The sequence below is a fragment of the Pseudomonas sp. genome (genome assembly GCF_035277045.1).
GTDB lineage: Bacteria > Pseudomonadota > Gammaproteobacteria > Pseudomonadales > Pseudomonadaceae > Aquipseudomonas.
In genome coordinates, this window is record NZ_DATELE010000149.1 from 1 (window position 1) to 19,461 (window position 19,461).

Consider the following 19,461-nt stretch of genomic DNA (forward strand, 5'->3'; position numbering starts at 1 on the left):
AGTGACGAAGGGGCCGCCAAGGCCGCGGTCGATGCCGCCATGAGCGCTTTTGGCAGCCTGCAGGGCCTGGTCAATTGCGCCGGGATCGTCGGCGCCGAGAAGGTGCTTGGCAAGCAGGGCCCGCATGGCCTGGACAGCTTCGCGCGGGTGATCAACGTCAACCTGATCGGCAGCTTCAACCTGTTGCGCCTGACCGCCGCCGCCATGGCCGAAGGCCCGGCGGGCGAGGGTGGCGAGCGCGGCGTGATCATCAATACCGCCTCCGTCGCCGCCTACGACGGACAGATCGGCCAGGCCGCCTATGCCGCCTCCAAGGGCGCCATCGCCAGCCTGACCTTGCCGGCCGCCCGTGAGCTGGCGCGCTTCGGCATTCGGGTGATGACCATCGCACCCGGTATCTTCGAGACCCCGATGATGGCCGGCATGACCCCGGAACTGCGTGATGCGCTGGCCTCGGGCGTTCCGTTTCCACCACGGCTGGGCCGCCCGCAGGAATACGCGGCGCTGGCCCGGCATATCATCGAGAACAGCATGCTCAATGGCGAGGTGATCCGCCTCGACGGAGCCTTGCGCATGGCTGCCAGATAAGGAGTAATCGTCGTGACCCTCGCCAATGACCCCATTGTAATCGTCAGCGCCGTGCGCACGCCGATCGGCGGCCTGCAGGGTGATCTCAAGAGCCTCGCTGCGCCCCGGTTGGGCGCGGCGGCCATTCGCGGTGCCGTCGAGCGTGCCGGCATGCAGGCCGGCGAAATCGATCAGGTGCTGTTTGGCTGCGTGCTGTCCGCCGGGCTTGGACAGGCCCCCGCGCGCCAGGCCGCCCTGGCTGCCGGGCTGGACAAGGGCACCAGTTGCACCACGCTCAACAAGATGTGCGGCTCGGGCATGCAGGCCGCGATCATGGCCCACGACCTGCTGCTGGCCGGCAGCGCCGAAGTGGTGGTCGCCGGGGGCATGGAAAGCATGTCCAACGCCCCCTACCTGCTGGAAAAGGCGCGCAGTGGCTACCGTATGGGCCATGGCAAGATCATCGACCACATGTTTTTCGATGGTCTCGAGGACGCCTACGACAAGGGTCGCCTGATGGGCACTTTCGCCGAGGAATGCGCCGAGGCCAACGGTTTCAGCCGCGAGGTTCAGGACGACTTCGCCATCGCCTCGCTGACCCGCGCCCAGCAGGCCATCGACACGGGCCGCTTCGCCGCCGAGATCGTCCCGGTCGAGGTGACGGAGGGCAAGACGCAGCGCTGGGTCAGCCACGACGAGCAGCCTCCCAAGGCACGCCTGGACAAGATCAGCCAGCTCAAGCCGGCTTTCCGCGAAGGTGGCACGGTCACGGCGGCCAACTCCAGCTCGATCTCCGACGGCGCCGCGGCGCTGGTGCTGATGCGCCGCTCCCAGGCCGAGCAGCGCGGCCTCAAGCCCTTGGCCGTGATCCATGGTCACGCGTCCTTCGCCGACACGCCGGCGCTGTTTCATTCGGCGCCCATCGGGGCCATCGAGCGACTGATGCAGCGTACCGGCTGGCAATTGGGCGAAGTCGACCTGTTCGAGATCAACGAGGCCTTCGCCGTGGTCACCCTGGCGGCGATGAAGCACCTGGACTTGCCACATGACAAGGTCAACATCCACGGTGGCGCCTGCGCTCTGGGCCATCCCATCGGCGCCTCGGGCGCGCGCATCCTGGTGAGCTTGCTGTCGGCGCTGCGCCAGAACACACTGCGCCGGGGCGTGGCGGCCATTTGCATCGGCGGCGGTGAAGCCACGGCGATGGCGGTCGAATGCCTGTATTGAGGCGGACCGGCCGTGGCATAAGGGTCTGCCAGAATCGAGAAAAAGCCCCCCCTTTCAGCGCAGGGTCATTGCGCGCAATCTTTGAAGGAGCAGCCTGCATGGCATTCGAAACTATCGTGCTGGACATCCACGGCAAGGTCGGCCTGATCACCCTCAACCGGCCACAGGCGCTGAACGCGCTGAATGCGCAACTGGTGGGCGAGATCAACCAGGCGCTGGACCAGCTCGAAAAGGACCCGCATATCGGCTGCGTGGTACTGACCGGCTCCGCCAAGGCCTTCGCCGCGGGCGCCGACATCAAGGAAATGGCCGAGCTGCGTTACCCGCAGATCTACGTTGAAGACCTGTTCAGCGATGCCGACCGGATTGCCAACCGGCGCAAGCCGATCATCGCTGCCGTGTCGGGCTTCGCCCTGGGCGGCGGATGCGAGCTGGCGATGATGTGCGACTTCATCCTCGCCGCCGACAACGCCAGGTTCGGCCAGCCGGAAATCAACCTGGGCGTGCTGCCGGGCATGGGCGGCACCCAGCGCCTGACCCGTGCGGTGGGCAAGGCCAAGGCCATGGAACTGTGCCTGACCGGCCGCCTGATGGACGCCGAGGAAGCCGAGCGCGCGGGCCTGGTGGCGCGCGTGGTGCCACAGGCCGAACTGCTGGAAGAGGCGCTGAAGGTCGCGGCGACCATTGCCAGCAAGTCCATCCCGGTGAGCATGATGGTCAAGGAAAGCGTCAACCGGGCGTTCGAAGTGACCCTCAGCGAAGGGGTCCGCTTCGAGCGCCGGGTGTTCCACGCCGCCTTCGCCAGCGAAGACCAGAAGGAAGGCATGGCCGCCTTCATCGCCAAGCGCGAAGCGCAGTTCAAGGACCGCTGACGGCAAGGCGGCCCAGCTTCACAGGCTCCCAGGCTCCCAGGCTCCCAGGCTCCCAGGCTCATAGGCTGAAGAACACGGCTTGTGCCGCGGCCAGTGTCACCGGCGCGCGGTAGACTTCGATGGCCGCGGCGCCGCCGGTTCTGCCGCCCTGCGCATAACGCTGCTCCGCGGTTTTCAGGTGCCCCGCGGTGAACGACGTCTTGTCGGCATCGCTGGCGCGGTAGTGGAAATGCGCATACCACAGGGGCCGCTCCTGGTGCAGCACCACATACTCGTCGAGAAAGTCGGCGGGCCTGCCTTTGACCGGAGCCAGGCGCTTGCGCGTGCCCTCGCGCCGGACCTGCACCTGGTGCCTTGCCAGCAGGAACTGCAGCTCGCCGATCCGCGGCGGCTGCGCCAGTGCCGCCCTTGTACGCAGGACAATCGCCTGCTGGTCAAGGGTCTGGGCCATGTCTTCCAGCGTCTTGATGGTCGTCGCGGCATCGTGGGTGCTGCTGGCCTCGTCGGTCAGGTTTTCGGCCGTCAGATGCTGCTCGATCGCGTTGCGCTGCAGATCGAGCGATTGCCGGTGATGCTGCAGGATCTCCTCGATCTCGACCGGCAGATAGCTGGCGCGGCTGTGCGACTGCAGGCTCTCGAGCTCGCGCTGTGCCGTGGCGACCAGGCGCGTGCCGTCACTTAGCAGACGAGACAGCTTCTGCCGCCCAGGCGCGGCTCTGCTCGCAGGTGCCTCGCGCACCTCCACCCACTGGTCCTGCTCGAACCGATAGGTCCTGGAGGCCTGATGATCGGGGCCAGGAATGTCCACCAGGTTGCTATCGTCCGCACGGGGCTGGCCAATCAAAAGCCCGTGGTCTGCGGTCTCGATCAGTCCGGGCAGTTGACTGCGCAGTTGCTGGACCGTGGACGAGGGCGGCGCGTCAGGAAATTCCGTCAGGTCCTGCTCGATCTGGCGGCTGAAGTATTCGAGGTCCGTTTCAAGCTTCGCCAGGTCGGCCCGTGCTGACGCCGTTTCCAGGTAGTCACGCAGGTTGCCGAGCTGGCGCTGGGCTGCGGCGAACTGCTGGCCGACACTGCGCAGCAAGCGGCTCATGGCCTCGTCGCTGGCGAGCGGCTGGTCTTCAAGTTGCAGATGCTGGGATACGGCCAGGTCCATGTTCATCCAGGCGCGGTCCAGCCAGAAACCCGCCTCGCCGTCGAACACGTTGAGCAGCGACAGGCGGTTGGTATTGTGCTCCATGCGCAGGTAGCGCCAGGTGTGGGGAGAAGTCAGGTAGGGCCAGAGCTTGCCGGCGCTTTCAAGCAGGCGGCTGATTTGCGGTTGCGACCTGCTCGCGAGGCGCTTGAGCTGCTGGTAGTGGGCATGGATCGCCTCGCAATTGGAGAGTAGCTGGTCGATCAGCGGAGACAAGCTGTCCAGCTTTTCCCGGAGGATCAGTTCGTCGGCGGCGGTGATCTCGTGGCCTTGCTGATTGAGCTTGTGGAATTCAAGCATTTGCGCCCGTTTGGGCGCGTACAGTTTCTGCAGCGTCACGTGTTCGGACTGCAGGGTGCGCAGGCTGTCGTAGAGTGCGCTGGCACGCGTGCGCTTGTAGTCTTTCAATGGCTCGCGATCGTTGCGCTGCTTGAGACGTTCCAGATGCTCGTCCCAGAACCTGGCGAATGCCTGGGTCTTTTCCAGGTAATTGCGCAGGATCGCCACGGGCGCGTCGGCGGTGGCCAGTTGCGCAACCTTGCCCAGGTAGGTGTGCCGTTCCACTATGTAGTCGCTGTCCTGGCGAAGCTGGGCATCCAGGCTTTGCACCAGCGAGTCGTTGCTGACCTTCAGCTGTGCCAGGCGGGTCTGCAGTGGCATGCCGCCTCGCAGGCGCAGGCGCAGGTCGAGGTGCCAGCGTCCACCTTCGTCCCGTGCCAGCCAGGGCCCTGGAAGGGCGCCCTCGATGCTGCTGGTGATTCGCGGCTGGGCCTGTGCTTCATCCCATGTGACGTTGTAGACCTTGCCCTCGATGAGGGTCATGAGCGTTTCCTGGAACAGGTACAGCCCCGCCAGCGGTCCGCTGGGGATGGGCGGGCCGAGCAAGGTGGGTGAAAGGGTGGTCTGCAGGCTTGCCAAGGCGGTGCGTTGCGTAATGGACAGCTGCCGGTCAGGCCGCGACCAGCTGTGGTCGAGCTGGGAGGTGAAATGCTCCAGGTCTGGTCTGGTGGGGGTTGCACCGGTATCGGCATGTGCCTGCTCGTTGGTCGCTATCGGGGCCGTCACGTGCGCCATGCCCGGCACAGCGCTAGGCAAGGCAGACTTCTGCGCCAGATGACTGATCAGCAGCATGGCGATATTGGCCAGCAGCATGGCGATTGCGTTGGCCGTGTTGGCGGGTGTGGCAGGCCGGTCATCAATCAATTGGAGCAAGGCGGCCTCTGTCTGCAGCAGCCAGGCGGCCTTTACCAAGGGCCCATCGGTAAAGGGCGCCAGGGTGTTGAGCAGCAGCCAGCCCAGGTCTTCCCAGCGCTGCCAGCGCGTCTGGGCGGTGCTGCGGGACTGTTCTCGGAAATGATTGATGGTCTCGATGACGCAGGCGCGGTAGATCGCCTCGCCCAGATCCGCCGCCGCAGGCTCGCGAGCGATCATGGCTGGCCCGGGTCGGCCGAACGGCACGGCCGAGGTATCGTCCAGTGGGAAGAACAGGTGCGGCTCGACAAAGCCTCCGTGGTCATAGACTCGCCGGTCCGCCGGCGGCAAGCGCTTGAGCAGATCATCCTGCAATGGGCCGGCCGCGCTGATGGCGGCCAATAGCGCAGGCCGGTCCTCGAATTCCAGCAATAGGTCGGCATGCAAAGGGCGGTAGAGCACGCAGGGGTGGCGCCCCGGTGACGTGCTTTCGAGCAGCCAGACATTGAGGGCCAGGTCGGGCACCGCATCGACGCTGCGCCTGAACCCAAGAGGCGCGACCGTCCAGCCGTCCTGGTCGTCTGCGGACATTGCCCGGACGACCGCTTCTACGCCTTGCAGAGTCAGGCCCTGGTCGCGCAGGTGCAGCTCCATCGCCTGGGCGGGCAACTGCACCCGTAAACGCATCATCAGCAGCTGCTGCCGCTCTGCGGCCTGGACGGAGTCGTCGAGCAACCGCCGCTCCAGCTCCCGCGGATAGGCCGTGCCAATGTCCACGTCGGCCACCAGGCGGCGCAGATACGGCTCGTCCAGCCATCCGGGAAGGGTTCGCCCGCTGCGCGATTGCAGCAAGATCCGCCCGGGCTGCAGCAGGCCGAGATTGGCGATGGCCAGCTGGGCGAGGGAAAATCTTGCTTCCCGGACACCGTTATCGGTGACCAGCACGCCGGCACCGGGCAGCACGGCGGTAGTGACCTGGTAGTTGACGACCTGCACGTCGGCCAGATCCAGCCCGGCCTGCTGATGGTCAGCTTTCATGCGCTGCTCTAGCTTGTCCAGGGCGAATGTTTCTGCACTGGGAATCGCGTGAAGCCAGCTTTTGTCCCCGAGCTCGATGTCGACCTGGGCGATGTCCATGAGCATCTCGGCGTAATGCCGCTGCTGCGGTGCGGGTGCGTCACGCAGCCACTGGGGCAGTTTCGAGAACAACTGTGCGTAGCGGTCGCCTTCCTCGATGTTGCACAGGTTCACCATCGAGGTCATCCAGTCCAGTGTGCGGGCCAGGGCACTGGCCCGGCCCTGGCCCGTGAACGTCGCGCTTACTGTGCCTATCAGCCGCAGGTACTGGTCAAGCATGCCCAGCGCCTGCGCCTCGAACACCTGCGCAGAAGCATCGTTGAGTTCCACCTCCGGGGGGCGTGAGCGCAAGCGTTCGGGCCACTGCCGGGCAATGGTGTCCAGGAGTTGCTGGCGCGACTCCCAGGCCAGCAAGCGGCCGGTCAGGGTGTAGAGCAGCGTGACGGTTTGCGCGGGGGTGTCGCCGGAGCGCTCGAGCAGCAGCGAGCTGGCAAGGTCCGGGTTCAATTGCCAACCCGGGGAAAGGTCCACCCGCAGGTTGCTCACCACGATCGCCTTGCTGTTGGCCCAGCTGGTGTGCTCGTCTCTTTGAGGATCGGCTTGCACCAGACGGGCCAGCGCGGCGGCGGGAGCCTTCAGTGACTGCCCTTGGACCGCGCGCTCGACAGCAGTACGCAACTGCTCCTGCAAATACTGTGCATACCATTGCCAGGGCGATTGCCCTGTGCTGTCGCCATCGCTCCAGAAACCGGCCAGCGCTTCCTGGTAACGGGTAATGAGCCAGGGGCCGCAGTCGTTGATCAGGCGCTCCACGCCATGGGCGTCCACCTCGACCGCCCACTGGGGATCACTGTCCTTGCGCAGGCTCAGGTGATCTTCACCCGTTGTCAGGTTCAAGGTGCGGCCCCTGCAGAAACGCTCGATCAGCACATGCGCCAGGGGTCTGATCCAGGGCTGATGCGGGGCCGGCCTGCGCGTGACCAGATACAGCCCGAGCGGGTCAAACTGGCGGCCGAGCCGGCGTTGGCGCCACTGCTCGACCAGCAGGGCACCGGCGACGTCCGATAGCAGGGGGTGAAAGGCGAAGCGCTTGGCCACCTCGCAGCTCAATGAGTCATCTTCGGCGAGGCGCTTGTGCAAGCTCATGTAAGGGTCCTCCAATGCAAAAACAGGAGGCCAATCACACCAGCATCCCCGACCGGCCTGACACTAGTGCGCTACCACCTTCAGCCCGGCCACCCGGCCATGGGCACCTTTCTCGATATGGCCGGTCCAACGCCGCACGCTGCGCAGGAGCGGGGCGGGCACTGGCGTTTCGTCGCGGATACGCGAATTGCGCGCCGTTTCGCTCGATTACCCCTTCATTTCTGTTGCCCAGTGCGACGCGGCACCTTAGACTGCCGCCCCCTGTAAATAGAGTGCCGAATGGTGCTTGAAGAATTCCGCCGCTGGCGTGTATTCGCCGGTGGCACCCGATTCGCCTAAATGCACGTATTTTTATAGAGAAGTCGATGACCAAGGAAAAGTTGCTGGCCATGCCGGCCGATGACTACATGAACGCCCAGCAACTGGCGTTCTTCACCGAGTTGCTGCAGTCGATGAAAGTCGAGACCCAGGAGCGCATCGAGCAGAGCCGTATCACCATCGAGAGCCTGGACAGCCCTGCTGACCCGGCCGACGCTGCCTCCGTCGAGGAAGAGCGCCACTGGCTGGTCAACGCGATCGAGCGTGACCAGCGCTCCTTGCCCCAGCTTGAGATGGCATTGGGCCGTATCGCCGACGAGAGCTTCGGCTGGTGCGATGACAGCGGCGAGCCGATCGGCCTGAAGCGTTTGCTGATCAGCCCGACCACCAAGTACTGCATCGAGGCGCAGGAGCGTCACGAGCAGATCGACAAGCACCAGCGCCAGGTCTGACCGGGCAGCTGATCAGAGGCCCCGTGGAGTGATCCATGGGGCCTTTTGCTTTTCCTGGCAGGGTGCATGACGACGCGTGGGTCGATGCGACGCAAGAAATGCATTTCCCCTCTCGACGGGTTTCGGTGTTTTCGTGCATATTCCTTTTCCTGTAATGGGCAAGTGATATGCACGCCCGTGTTGCCCGGCGCTGTAGCGCGGACTTGACCTTCAAACAAGTGTGAGAATTCCTTCACACTTCTGCGTCCACCTTCACAGACGCGTCGGGCTTTACCCATTAGTCTTTGAGACTTCCACTTTGAAGTGCCGTTGCCAGCGCGCCGACAAGTTGCTCGCGCGGCAGCGGAGTGTAATCGGTTTGAGGAATTGTTCATTGGCAGTCAGCACTCTGGATACCCATGCCCTGTTTGCCCTGGGCGATCTGCGGGCCAAGTTGGTCAAGCAGTTTCAAGGGCGTTTTGTTTATATCACCGAGCAGAGCGCCGAAGGCCTCTATATGGCCGAGCTCGACACTGAAACGGCCTTGGTGGTCGATGACAAGCAGCGGCTGGAATTGAAGGTCGGCGACCACTTTCGCGCCGCCGTGCTGCCCAGCCGCGAGGGCGGCAAGCTGGAGATCCGGTTCCGGGACATCAAACTCAATGTCTACGGGATGGGGGACTACGCGTTCGTATCGGTCCCGGAAGGCGATGGCATCGTGTTCCGCGAAGGCCAAGGGGTGATGCTGGTGTTTGCCGCTCACCAGCAGGTGCAGGAAGGCCTGGGCAAGGTGCTCAAGGCCGCTACCGGCAAGGTCGCCAAGTGGCGAAAGGGCGAGCTGACCACCTTCAAGGCCAGCGAGTGATCACCGAGGGCTTGCCCTCGGCTCAGTTTCCATCGTCCTTGCCGCTGCTCACCTCCGCGGGGACGTCGTCACCCGACATGCGCTTGCGAAACAGTGCCGCCCTGGCCAGCAGCAGCGTGGTGACCGGCACGGTGATCGACAGCAGGACAGGGATCAGCCAGGCATGCAGCACCGGGCTCTGCTTGAGCCCGGAGAAATAGATGATCGACGCCAGGGCCACGCACCAGGCACCGATGGTCGACGCCAGGGCCGGCGGATGCATGCGCTGGAAAAAGTCTTTCAGCCGCACCAGTCCCAATGCCCCGATCAACGCGAAGGTACTGCCGGCCAGCAGCAGTACCGCGGTTGTCAGCTCGAGCCAGAATGGCAGTTCAGCGCTTTCGTTCATTCGATCACCTCACCGCGCAGCAGAAACTTGGCCAGCGCGAAAGAGCCGACGAAGCCGAACAGGGCAATCAGCAGGGCGCCTTCGAAATAGGTGTCACTGGCATAGCGGATGCCCAGCACCAGCATCATCAGCATGGCCAGGATGTACAGGTAGTCCAGCGCCAGGACCCGGTCCTGGGCCGAAGGACCGCGAAACAGCCTGACCAGCGCCAGGGCCATGGCAATGGCGAAGATGAACAGGCTGGCGAGGATGGCATTGGCGAGCAGGCCGGTCATTCGAAGATCTCCATCAGCGGACGCTCGTAGGTGTCCTTGAAGTGCCGGATGAAGGATGCCTCATCCTCCAGGTCGAACACGTGCAGCAGCAACACGCTGCGGTCCAGGGCCAGCTCCGACCAGATGGTCCCCGGGATGACCGTGGTGATCATCGACAGTGCCGCCAGGCCATGGGCGTCACGCAGCGCCAGGGGAATGTGCACGAAGACCGAGCGCGGTGGGCGGCGGCGCGCACGGAGGATACCCCGTGCTACCTGCAGGTTCGACATCACCACATCGGTACCCACCCGCACGAGCAGGCGCGCGATGGTCCCGGGCTTGCGAATACGCGCCACTTGCGGGCGCAGCGGCGCCAGGAGCAAGGGGGCGGCTACCCCGAGCAAGGCAGCCAGCAGCACGTTGCCTGGACTCAGGGACAGGTTGAGCAGCAGCCACAGCACGAACAGGGTCAATGACAGCAGCGGGGCAGGGAAGACTCGGCTCATGGCTGCACCTGTGCGGCGTGGGTGGTGGGGCCTGGAACCGGACGGGTACCCAGCACGGCCTCGATGTAGCTCTCGGGCGTCTGCAGGCTGGCGGCGGTGTCCTGGGTGTAGCGCAGCAGCGGCTCGGCCTTGAGGCTCAAGGCCAGGCACAAGCCCAGCAGGATGACGATCGGCAGGCACTCGTACCGGTGCAGCACCGGGGAGGGGCGCTCCTCGGGTTTCCAGAAACGCTGGATGCCCACGCGGCCCATGGCAATTAGCGAGGCCAGGCCCGACAGGACCAGCAGCGCGACCAGTGCCCAACCTGCCGTCGACAGCGGCGCCGCGGTCGCCACGCCCAGGCCCAGCGGATTGAACAGGGCGCTGATCAGGCTCAGCTTGCCGATGAACCCGGACAGTGGCGGCATGCCGATGATCAGCAAGGCGCAGGCGATGAAGCTCAGTCCCAGGAAGGCCATGGTCCACGGAATCACCTGGCCGATCACGGCTTTCTGATCGTCATCGAGGTTGATGCCCTTCGGGGGATGCAGTGACTCCAGCGGGGGCGGCATGCCGTCGTCGTCATCGAGCGGTGCCTCATTGGCCGAGCGGGAGCGCTCGATCAGCTCGGCCAGCAGGAACAGCGCGCAGAGTGCCAGGCTGGAACTTACCAGGTAGAACAACGCGCCCCCGGTCAGCACCGGCTGACCAAAGCCGATGGCTGCCATGAGGGTGCCAGCCGAGACCAGGATGCTCAACGCGGCCATGCGCTCCAGGCGTTGGGCGGCGAGGATCGAGAACGCGGCGATGGTCAATGTGAGCAGGCCCGCGTAGACCAGCCATTGGCCGCCAAAAAACGCCGAGGCGCCAGCCTGGCTGGAGAAAAGCAGGGTCCACAGACGCAGCACGGCGTAAAAACCGACCTTGGTCATGATCGCGAACAGCGCGGCCACCGGTGCGCTGGCCGAGGAATAGGCCGGCACCAACCAGAAGTTGAGCGGCCAGATGCCAGCCTTGACCAGAAACGCCATGGCCAGGATCGCCGCGCCGGTATGCAGCAGGCCCCGATCGGCCTCGGCGACCAGCGGGATCTTCAGGGCCAGGTCAGCCATGTTCAGGGTGTCGGTGACGCCATAGAGCATCGCCGCCCCGATAAGGAACAATGAAGAGGCGAACAGGTTGATGGCGATGTAGTGCAGGCCCGCTTTGACCCGCGCGCGTCCCGAACCGTGCAGGAGCAGGCCATAGGAGGCTGCCAGCAGCACCTCGAAGAATACGAACAGGTTGAACAGGTCTGCGGTGAGGAAGGCACCGTACAGGCCCATCAGCTGGATCTGGAACAAGGCATGAAAGCTGGCGCCGGCGCTGTCCCAGCGGGCCCGGGCAAAGAGCAGCGCGCAGACGGCGATGATGCCGGTCAGCACCAGCATCAGCGCCGACAGGTGATCCAGTACCAGCACGATGCCAAAAGGTGCCGGCCAGTTGCCGGGCAGGTACACCCCGATCGATTCGGCCTGGCCCTGGCTGCGCACCCAGAGCAGCAAGGTCACGGCGATTGCCAGGCCCAGCACGCTTGAGGACAGGTTGAGGCGCCGCTTGAGCGGCCGGTGCTTTTCGCCAAGCAGCAACATCAAGGCTGCCGTAAGCAGCGGCAGCAGGATGGGCATGACGATCAGCTGGTTCATCAGCGTCATTCGTCGCGCTCCCGGCCGTCGACATGGTCGGTGCCGGTCAGGCCACGCGATGCCAGCATCACCACCAGAAACAGCGCGGTCATCGCGAAGCTGATGACAATGGCGGTCAGCACCAGGGCCTGGGGCAGCGGATCGGTGTAGTTGAGCAGGTCCTGAGGGACGCCATCCTTGATGATCGGCTCCTTGCCGATGAACAGGCTGCCCATGCTGAAGATGAACAGGTTCACGCCGTAGGAAAGCAGGCACAGGCCCATGATCACCTGATAGGTACGGGGCCGCAGGATCAGCCAGACCCCCGAGGCGGCCAGGACGCCGATGGCGATTGCGATGACTTCTTCCATCAGGCGGCTCCTGCTTGGCTGGGTTTTGGCTGGCTGCCAGGGCGGTACGCGCGCACCGACTGGTGCGCCAGGGCGGTGAGGATCAGCAGTGTCGAGCCGACCACCACGGTGTATACGCCGATGTCGAAGAACAGCGCGCTGGCCACGTGGATATCACCGAGCACCGGCAGGTGCAGATGCGCCGTGTGCGTGGTCAGGAACGGATAACCCAAGACCATGGCGCCAACGCCGGTGAGGGTCGCGCAAAGCAGCCCGGTGCCCATCCAGCGCAGCGGGCGCAGGCTCATCTGCGCTTCGACCCATTGGGTACCGGCGACCATGTACTGCAGGATGAAGGCCACCGACATCACCAGCCCGGCCACAAAGCCCCCGCCCGGCTGGTTGTGCCCACGCATGAACAGGTACATCGATACCAGCAGCGCGATTGGCAGCAGCAGCCGCACCAGGACAGCCGGCACCATCATGAAGCCCAGGGCGGTGTCGGTGGCGTGCCGTGGGTTGATCAGGTCGGTCACCACATCCGGGGCCAACTGGCGCTGCTGCGCTGGCAACTGCATGCTTTCCTTCGGCGGGCGGAAGCGGCGCAGCAGGGCGAACACGGTCAATGCCACCGCCACCAGCACGGTGATCTCGCCAAGGGTATCGAAGCCGCGGAAGTCCACGAGCATGACGTTCACCACGTTGGTGCCTCCCCCTTCCGGCAGGGCCCGACTGAGATAGAAGGAGGAGATGTCATTGGGTGTCTGGCGAGTCAGCATGGCGTAGGACAGCACCGCCATGCCACCGCCCACCAGCCCTGCCAGCAGCAGATCGCGCAGGCGGCGCAGGCGAGCCCGCTCCAGGCTGCTGGCTGAGGGCGGGACACCTTCGATCCGCCGCGGCAGCCAGCGCAGGCCAAGGAGGATCAGCACCGTGGTGACCACTTCGACCACCAGCTGAGTCAGCGCCAGGTCCGGCGCGGAGAACCAGACAAAGGTGATGCAGGTCATCAGGCCGCAGACGCTGACCATGGTAAGGGCGGCGAGACGATGGTATTTCGCCTGCCAGGCAGCGCCGATCGCACAGGCGATAGCGATCACCCAGAGGGCGACGAACACGCCGGAACCGGGGATCTTCGGCCGCTCGCCCCAGCTCAGCCCGCTATACAGCATGGGTATCAGGCCGGCGAGAAACGCCACTAGCGCGAGCATGAACAGTTGAGTCTGCAAGCGCCGGGTGGTCAGAAGAAGCTCGACATGACGCGCCAGGCGCATCAGGTGGACCTGGCCGCGCTCGAACAGACGCTTGCCGTTGAACCGCTCGATCAACGGCGGATTGCGGAAGCGGCCGCGCCGCAGTTGCTCGCGAAGCACCAGATAGAGCAGGACGCCGCCGCTCATGGCGATGAGGCTCATGATCAACGGCGCGTTCCAGCCATGCCAGATGGCCAGGCTGTACTCTGGCAATGTGCCGCCCACCACTGGCAGTGCCGCGGCGGCAAGGAGCGGGCCGACCGATTGGGCGGGGAAGATGCCGACGACCAGGCAGGTCAGCACCAGCAGCTCGACCGGCGCACGCATCCAGCGTGGCGGTTCGTGGGGCTGGTGCGGCAGGTCCTTGGCGGGTGGGCCGAAGAACACATCGACGGTAAAGCGCAGCGCATAGGCCACGCTGAAGGTGCCGGCGAGGGTGGCGATGACCGGCAGGGCCAGTTCGATCCAGGCGCTCGCGCTGATGAACACGGTTTCGGCGAAGAACATCTCCTTGGACAGGAATCCGTTCATCAGCGGTACCCCGGCCATCGAGGCGCTGGCCACCATGGCCAGGGTGGCGGTGAACGGTATCAGCCGGAACAGCCCGCTGAGGCGGCGGATGTCCCGGGTGCCGCTTTCATGGTCAATGATGCCCGCGGCCATGAACAGCGAGGCCTTGAACGTGGCATGGTTGAGGATGTGGAACACGGCCGCCACCGCTGCAAGCGGGCTGTTCAGGCCCAGCAGCAGGGTGATCAGGCCCAGGTGGCTGATGGTCGAGTACGCCAGCAGGCCCTTGAGGTCGTTCTGGAACATGGCGGCGAACGCGCCCAGCACCAACGTGCAGGCCCCCGCGCCGCCCACGATCCAGAACCATTCCTCGGTGCCTGAAAGCACCGGCCAGAGCCGCGCGAGCAGAAAGACCCCGGCCTTGACCATGGTCGCCGAGTGCAGGTAGGCGGAAACCGGCGTGGGCGCGGCCATTGCGTGCGGCAGCCAGAACTGGAACGGAAACTGGGCGCTTTTGGTCAGGGCGCCGATCAGGATCAGGGGAAGCAGCACGGGATAAAGCGCATGCTGGCGAATCTGCTCGCCCGCTGCGAGGACCTTGTCCAGGTCGTAGCTGCCCACCACGTGGCCGAGCAGTAGCGCCCCGACGAGAAGGCACAGGCCGCCGGCCCCGGTGACCATAAGCGCCATGTAGGCCCCGCGTCGGGCGTCGCTACGATGGTGCCAGTAACCGATGAGCAGGAAGGAAAACAGGCTCGTCAGCTCCCAGAAGAACACCATCTGGATCAGATTGCCCGAGATCACCAGGCCAAGCATGGCGCCCATGAACGCCAGGAAAAAGGCGAAAAACCGCGGCACAGGGTCTTGCGGGGACATGTAGTAGCGCGCATAGAGCGCGACCAGCGTGCCGATGCCCAGCACGAGCAAGGAGAACAGCCAGGCGAAGCCGTCCATGCGCAGCACCAGGTTCAGGCCCAGGCTGGGCAGCCAGAGAAACTCCTCGCGGATCACCCCGCCATGAGCGACCTGCGGGTACAGCAACGCCACCTGGATGGTGCCAACCAGGGCAACAAGACCGGCCAGCAGCGACTCGGTGTTACGCGCGTTGTGCGGCAGGACAGCCGCCAGGCAACTGCCGACAAACGGCAGAAGCAACAGCACTATCAAAGACATAGCGTTCTAATCTGCAGGAGTTTGACAAGGATCATACGTGGCGTAGGGGCTATCACCAACACGCAAGCTGTCGCAGAATCCTTCAAACACAGCGCGTCGGTCGTTTTTTTTATAACAGTTTTTTACAAGCTTCGATGCCTGACCCGCTGATCACCGGCCCGGTTCCCCTTCGCCCTGGCCGCCATCCTCTCGCCGCGGCGAGGGCGCATCCACACGCCGTTTGAACTTGAGTTCGCTGACAACCACCGCCACCACAATCAACGCCCCGCCGATCAAGGCGACACCGGGCAGGCGATCACCGGCCAGGCGCCCGACGATACCGGCCCAGACCGGCTCGCCTGCATAGATCAACGTGGCCCTGGTAGGTGACACCGATTTCTGAGCCCAGTTCATCGCGACTTGAATCACCGCGCTCATGGCGCCCAGACCTATGGCGCTCAGCAGCAACAACCAGGAGAAATCGGGCAGGCGCTCCTGGGTCGGCACGATCATCAGGAAAGAGAGCGCCGAGGCCGTGGCCAGTTGCACAACGGTTACCCGGCGCACATCCACCGCCCCCGCGTAGCGGCTGATCAGGATGATCTCGGCGGCAATCGCCACTGCGCTCACCAAGGTGACGGTTTCACCCTCGCTGAACTGCAGCGAGCCGCCCTGCGGTCCTGCGAGCAGCATCAGGCCGACGAAGGCCAGGCAGATGCCCAGGCTCGCCATCAGCCCAGGGCGACGGCCCAGGACCAGCCACTGCAGCAATGGCACGAAGGGCACGTACAGCGCGGTGATGAACGCCGACTGGCTGCTGCTGATGGTCTGCAGGCCCATCGTCTGCAACCCGTAGCCCAGCATGATCGATGCACCGATGAGCACACCCGCCTTGAGCTCTGTCCAGGTCAGTCCAGGCAATGCTCGAAGCGAGATCAGTCCGACGAACAGCGCGGCCGCGGCGAAGCGCAGGCCAACAAAGAACATTGGCCCACTGACGCTCATGACATTGTGAACCAGCAGGAAGGTACCGCCCCAGAGCATGGTGATGAATACCAGCACCAGCTCGGCCTTGGTGAGCCGGAATGAAACGGAAGGGCGCTCTGCGCTCGCGGATCGGGTCATTGTCTTGCACACTCGGGTAGGGCGACGCACAATTGCGCGCAAAGGGGGCAGTATACTGCGCAGCCTCTACCAGTGAGCAATATAGTGCACAAAGATTCCAGCCACCGCGCGTCGGTGTTGCAGCATGTCAGTCAGAACATCCGCCGCCTGCGCACCGCCGCCGGGCTGAGCCAAAGCGCCCTGGCCGAAGCGTCAGGGGTCAGCCGACGCATGCTGGTGGCGATCGAGGGGGGAGAAACCAACGTCAGCCTGAACACCCTCGACCTGATCGCCGAGGCGCTCGGCGTTGCCTTCAGTTTCCTGATTCAGGCGCCAGACCAGCGCGATCCACGGCGCATCAATGAACTGGCCTGGGCGGGCGAGCATCCCGGCAGCAAGGCCGTGCTGCTCGCCAGTTGCCCGGCCAGCCGCGAAGTCGAACTGTGGGAATGGCGTCTGGAGCCTGGTGAACGTTATCCCAGCGATGTCGACGCCGATGGCTGGAGTGAACAGGTGTATGTTTTCGAAGGCTGCCTGACACTGGTGATCGAGGAGCAGGAATACCGGTTGCAGGCGGGCGAGTTCTTCGCCTACGCGAGCAACTGCCGTCATGCCTATCGCAATGACGGCACGGTGGTGACCCGCTTCGTGCGAAACGTGGTGATCTGAAGCCTGCATCTCGAAAAGACCGAGCGGGTCCGCAAGCAACATCACCTCGTACAGCGCGTACCGCTGACGTCCTCACGCGTACCAAGGCGCATAGTGTGGGTAGCGGTCAAGGCGCGCACCGATGACCATTTCGCTGATCCATGAACCGAGCATCGCGCTGTAGGCCTTCTGGCTCTCTTCGCTGGACAACGCATGATCGGCGCCGTCGACGATCCGGTGGGTCAGCGAGTGGGCATTGATGAACGCTGAACGGTAGCTCATCAGCGTGGTGTGGGGCACGTAGTCGTCCTGCTCCGACTCCACCAGCAGCACATCGCCACGGAAATCAACGCAGGCCCCGAGCGCACGGTTGTCGCCAGGCGCGAGAAGGCGCTGGCGATAGTCCTGCAGGCGCTTGCGGTCCAGCGCCTGCTTGGGGACCTGCCATTCATCGTCCCAGTACAAGGCAGGCACCCTCAGCGCCAGCCACTTCACCGGCCGCAGTGTGGTCAGCAAGGTGGCCAGGTAGCCTCCATAGCTGCTGCCGATGATGGCAATGGCGCTGCTGTCAACGGCGGGGTGGCTGACCAGCCTGTCGTAGGCCGCGATCAGGTCGTCCAGGTTCTGTTCGCGAGTGACACTCAGGCGCTGGCTGGCGGTTTTTTCATGACCACGCAGGTCGAAGGTCATGCATACGCAGCCAAGGCCGGTGATCTGGCGGGCTCGGGCCAGGTCACGCTGCTGGCTGCCGCCCCAGCCGTGAACGAAGAGGATGCCCGGCATCTTGCTGCCGGGGCTGACCAGGGTGCCGGCAATGCTTTCGCCGCCAACCTGCAATTCCAGCGATTCGCTATGGATGGTCATGCTCGCGGATGCGTGCGTACTTGCTGAGTTGTCCGAGCTCACTATCTTCTCCTTGATAGAACAGGGTGGCGTCCTCGGGCAGGTCAGGGGTGCCGAAGACTTCGTGGCTGGAGGCGCGTACCCGGTTCAGCAGGGGGTCATCGGCAAAGGCCTGCAGGGCCAGGATCTCGGCACTGCTGGCACCGCCCATGCGCCAGGATTGTTCGAGCACACCGCTGCGATGGCGCTGTTGGTGGTCCAACCCGCGAGCGATGTCATAGTTCCTGCGTGAAGCAATGAAACCTGGAAAGCTGCGTAGCGCGGCGTTTTCGTAGGCCATGGCCTGGTTGACTGCCAGACTCAGATGATCTTCCAGCGGGAGTTCGAGCAAGGCGTCATAGCCACCGCGCACGACGACAAGCTCGGAACCGCCGTACACCTCTACACCCTGGTGATCGCAGGTGAGTTGCTGAGTGCCATAGTAGCTACAGGTCAGGCCGGCAACGCGAGCCTGACCCACGCTGAACGTTTGCACCTGCTCCAGGTTCTCTTCAAGCACCAGGCCCCACAGCCCAAGGGCGGAATCCTCCATCTGGGCGAGCAGAGGTTCGAGTTCTTCGGTCTGATAAATCACCGCTTGCCCGCGACCGGCGCACGCCAGGACCGGCTTGACCCTGACCGGTCCGTCGAGCAGCAGCAATTGGGTGGCTCGACGGGCATCAGCCTTGCTAAAGACACTGTAGCCCCGCAGCAAGGCGTGATTGGCGAACCGTGCGAAGTCGTCGGTCCAGCCTTCAGGGGCCGCGGCATTTGGGAGCAGGGGGTGCGAGATGGCCTTGGTCGCCATGTAGGGCTGGCTCACCAGTCCGCCGAACAGGTCATCCTCGCTGTTGATGCCCAAGGACTCGTAGCGGGACGGGCCGATCAGGGTGGCGGTGGGGAGGTAATAGAAGCCTGCGCCCTGGGGTATGCCCTCGGCCGGGTCGACCATTACCGTATCCAGCAGACCGGCCAGGAACCGCCCAAGCTTGAGGTGCACAGCGTGCTCGTGATCGGTGGTCCGCTCACGTGTGTCGAGCAGTACGACACCCGTTTTCTGGCTGGAGGAGCGAGGCATGATCGACTCTCTTGCTCAGGATGTACTCCGTGTGAAGTCGCGGCTTGCGCGAAGTTCACCGAGACTGATCGGTGGCCCTGTGCTTGACGCGCGGCACGCCGGCGGTTGCCGGTACGGTCTGGCTGTTCCATTATCATTGACCAGAATTCCGTAGGTGCCTCAGCAGGAGCGTGCATGAACAGTCAGTCTTCATTACAAGGCAGTGTCCCGGTACGCCTTGCGCGCTTGCGCGAGGTCATGGCCGAAGAAGCGGTGGATGCTTTGCTGGTCCCCTCGGCAGATCCTCATTTGTCCGAGTACCTGCCGGGCTACTGGCAGGCCCGTCAGTGGTTGTCGGGTTTTCATGGCTCGGTGGGCACGCTGGTGGTGACGCGCGATTTTGCCGGGCTCTGGGCTGACAGCCGTTACTGGGAGCAGGCCGAAAAAGAGCTGGCCGGGAGCGGTATCGTGTTGATGAAGCTCCGGCCGGGCCAGCCGGGCCCTCTGGACTGGCTGGCCGAAGAGATCACGCAGGACGGCGCGGTTGCCGTGGATGGCAGTGTCATGGCCGTCGCCTCGGCGCGCCAGCTGGACGAGCGTCTCAAGGCGCGCAACATACGCCTCCTGACGCATCTTGACCTGCCTGGCAGGGTCTGGGATGAGCGCCCAGGACTTCCTGAAAATCCGGTCTACCAGCATCTGCCACCTCAGGCGAGTATCGAGCGCACCGACAAATTGGCGCAGCTGCGGCGTGACCTGCAGGCCCGAAAGGCGGACTGGCATTTCATCGCCACCCTCGACGATATCGCCTGGCTGTTCAACCTG

General features: G+C 64.3%; 17 protein-coding genes. 7 read left to right on the forward strand and 10 right to left on the reverse strand.

Going from position 1 to position 19,461, the window contains the following annotated elements; genetic code table 11:
- The 3 genes from VJS90_RS06760 to VJS90_RS06770 all read left to right on the forward strand — a co-directional run.
- A partial coding sequence (locus tag VJS90_RS06760) for an SDR family NAD(P)-dependent oxidoreductase (protein ID WP_324120279.1) occupies positions 1 to 588 on the forward strand: 588 nt, incomplete at its 5' end.
- A 12-nt stretch (positions 589 to 600) separates the two neighbouring features.
- Positions 601 to 1,794 (forward strand): acetyl-CoA C-acyltransferase, encoded by a 1,194-nt coding sequence (locus VJS90_RS06765; RefSeq protein ID WP_324120281.1) that lies wholly within the window; start codon positions 601 to 603, stop codon positions 1,792 to 1,794.
- Positions 1,795 to 1,892: 98 nt separating this feature from the next.
- On the forward strand, positions 1,893 to 2,666 hold the full coding sequence (locus VJS90_RS06770) for an enoyl-CoA hydratase (RefSeq protein WP_324120283.1): 774 nt from the start codon (positions 1,893 to 1,895) through the stop codon (positions 2,664 to 2,666).
- 58 nt (positions 2,667 to 2,724) lie between these two features.
- On the opposite strand, the gene VJS90_RS06775 is transcribed toward VJS90_RS06770, so the two are convergent.
- Positions 2,725 to 7,275: a hypothetical protein gene (locus VJS90_RS06775; RefSeq protein ID WP_324120285.1), complete on the reverse strand. Its 4,551-nt coding sequence runs from the start codon at positions 7,273 to 7,275 to the stop codon at positions 2,725 to 2,727.
- Between the two features lie 365 nt (positions 7,276 to 7,640).
- On the opposite strand from VJS90_RS06775, the gene VJS90_RS06780 reads away from it, so the two are divergent.
- A complete protein-coding gene (locus VJS90_RS06780) occupies positions 7,641 to 8,045 on the forward strand; it encodes a TraR/DksA family transcriptional regulator (RefSeq protein WP_324120287.1) in 405 nt (134 codons plus the stop codon).
- A 373-nt stretch (positions 8,046 to 8,418) separates the two neighbouring features.
- The gene (locus VJS90_RS06785) at positions 8,419 to 8,889 is read left to right on the forward strand and encodes a hypothetical protein (RefSeq protein WP_324120289.1); all 471 of its coding nucleotides are present in this window, start codon (positions 8,419 to 8,421) and stop codon (positions 8,887 to 8,889) included.
- 22 nt (positions 8,890 to 8,911) lie between these two features.
- Here VJS90_RS06785 and VJS90_RS06790 read toward each other — a convergent pair whose 3' ends face one another.
- The 7 genes from VJS90_RS06790 to VJS90_RS06820 form a co-directional block, all read right to left on the reverse strand.
- Entirely contained in the window at positions 8,912 to 9,277 is a 366-nt protein-coding gene (locus VJS90_RS06790; protein ID WP_324120291.1) for a Na+/H+ antiporter subunit G, read from the reverse strand.
- Positions 9,274 to 9,552 carry a K+/H+ antiporter subunit F gene (locus VJS90_RS06795; RefSeq protein WP_186555771.1) on the reverse strand — a complete coding sequence of 93 codons (279 nt, stop codon included), beginning with the start codon at positions 9,550 to 9,552 and terminating at the stop codon, positions 9,274 to 9,276. Before VJS90_RS06795 ends, VJS90_RS06790 begins: the two co-directional genes overlap by 4 nt.
- The gene (locus VJS90_RS06800) at positions 9,549 to 10,037 is read right to left on the reverse strand and encodes a Na+/H+ antiporter subunit E (RefSeq protein WP_324120293.1); all 489 of its coding nucleotides are present in this window, start codon (positions 10,035 to 10,037) and stop codon (positions 9,549 to 9,551) included. Before VJS90_RS06800 ends, VJS90_RS06795 begins: the two co-directional genes overlap by 4 nt.
- Positions 10,034 to 11,710 (reverse strand): monovalent cation/H+ antiporter subunit D, encoded by a 1,677-nt coding sequence (locus tag VJS90_RS06805; RefSeq protein ID WP_324120296.1) that lies wholly within the window; start codon positions 11,708 to 11,710, stop codon positions 10,034 to 10,036. Before VJS90_RS06805 ends, VJS90_RS06800 begins: the two co-directional genes overlap by 4 nt.
- Positions 11,707 to 12,051 (reverse strand): Na+/H+ antiporter subunit C, encoded by a 345-nt coding sequence (locus VJS90_RS06810; protein ID WP_324120298.1) that lies wholly within the window; start codon positions 12,049 to 12,051, stop codon positions 11,707 to 11,709. The genes VJS90_RS06805 and VJS90_RS06810 overlap by 4 nt, the downstream gene beginning before the upstream one ends.
- Positions 12,051 to 14,966, reverse strand: coding sequence for a monovalent cation/H+ antiporter subunit A (locus tag VJS90_RS06815; RefSeq protein ID WP_324120300.1), 2,916 nt, complete (start codon positions 14,964 to 14,966; stop codon positions 12,051 to 12,053). Before VJS90_RS06815 ends, VJS90_RS06810 begins: the two co-directional genes overlap by 1 nt.
- Positions 14,967 to 15,116: 150 nt before the next feature.
- Positions 15,117 to 16,070 (reverse strand): DMT family transporter, encoded by a 954-nt coding sequence (locus VJS90_RS06820; protein ID WP_324120302.1) that lies wholly within the window; start codon positions 16,068 to 16,070, stop codon positions 15,117 to 15,119.
- Between the two features lie 84 nt (positions 16,071 to 16,154).
- On the opposite strand from VJS90_RS06820, the gene VJS90_RS06825 reads away from it, so the two are divergent.
- Positions 16,155 to 16,718 carry an XRE family transcriptional regulator gene (locus VJS90_RS06825; protein ID WP_324120304.1) on the forward strand — a complete coding sequence of 188 codons (564 nt, stop codon included), beginning with the start codon at positions 16,155 to 16,157 and terminating at the stop codon, positions 16,716 to 16,718.
- 72 nt (positions 16,719 to 16,790) lie between these two features.
- Here VJS90_RS06825 and VJS90_RS06830 read toward each other — a convergent pair whose 3' ends face one another.
- Positions 16,791 to 17,561 carry an alpha/beta hydrolase gene (locus VJS90_RS06830; protein WP_324120306.1) on the reverse strand — a complete coding sequence of 257 codons (771 nt, stop codon included), beginning with the start codon at positions 17,559 to 17,561 and terminating at the stop codon, positions 16,791 to 16,793.
- Complete coding sequence (locus VJS90_RS06835) at positions 17,548 to 18,657, reverse strand: DUF3182 family protein (RefSeq protein ID WP_324120308.1); 1,110 nt, start codon at positions 18,655 to 18,657, stop codon at positions 17,548 to 17,550. The genes VJS90_RS06830 and VJS90_RS06835 overlap by 14 nt, the downstream gene beginning before the upstream one ends.
- A gap of 174 nt (positions 18,658 to 18,831) precedes the next feature.
- Here VJS90_RS06835 and VJS90_RS06840 point away from each other — a divergent pair.
- A partial coding sequence (locus VJS90_RS06840) for an aminopeptidase P family N-terminal domain-containing protein (RefSeq protein ID WP_324120310.1) occupies positions 18,832 to 19,461 on the forward strand: 630 nt, incomplete at its 3' end.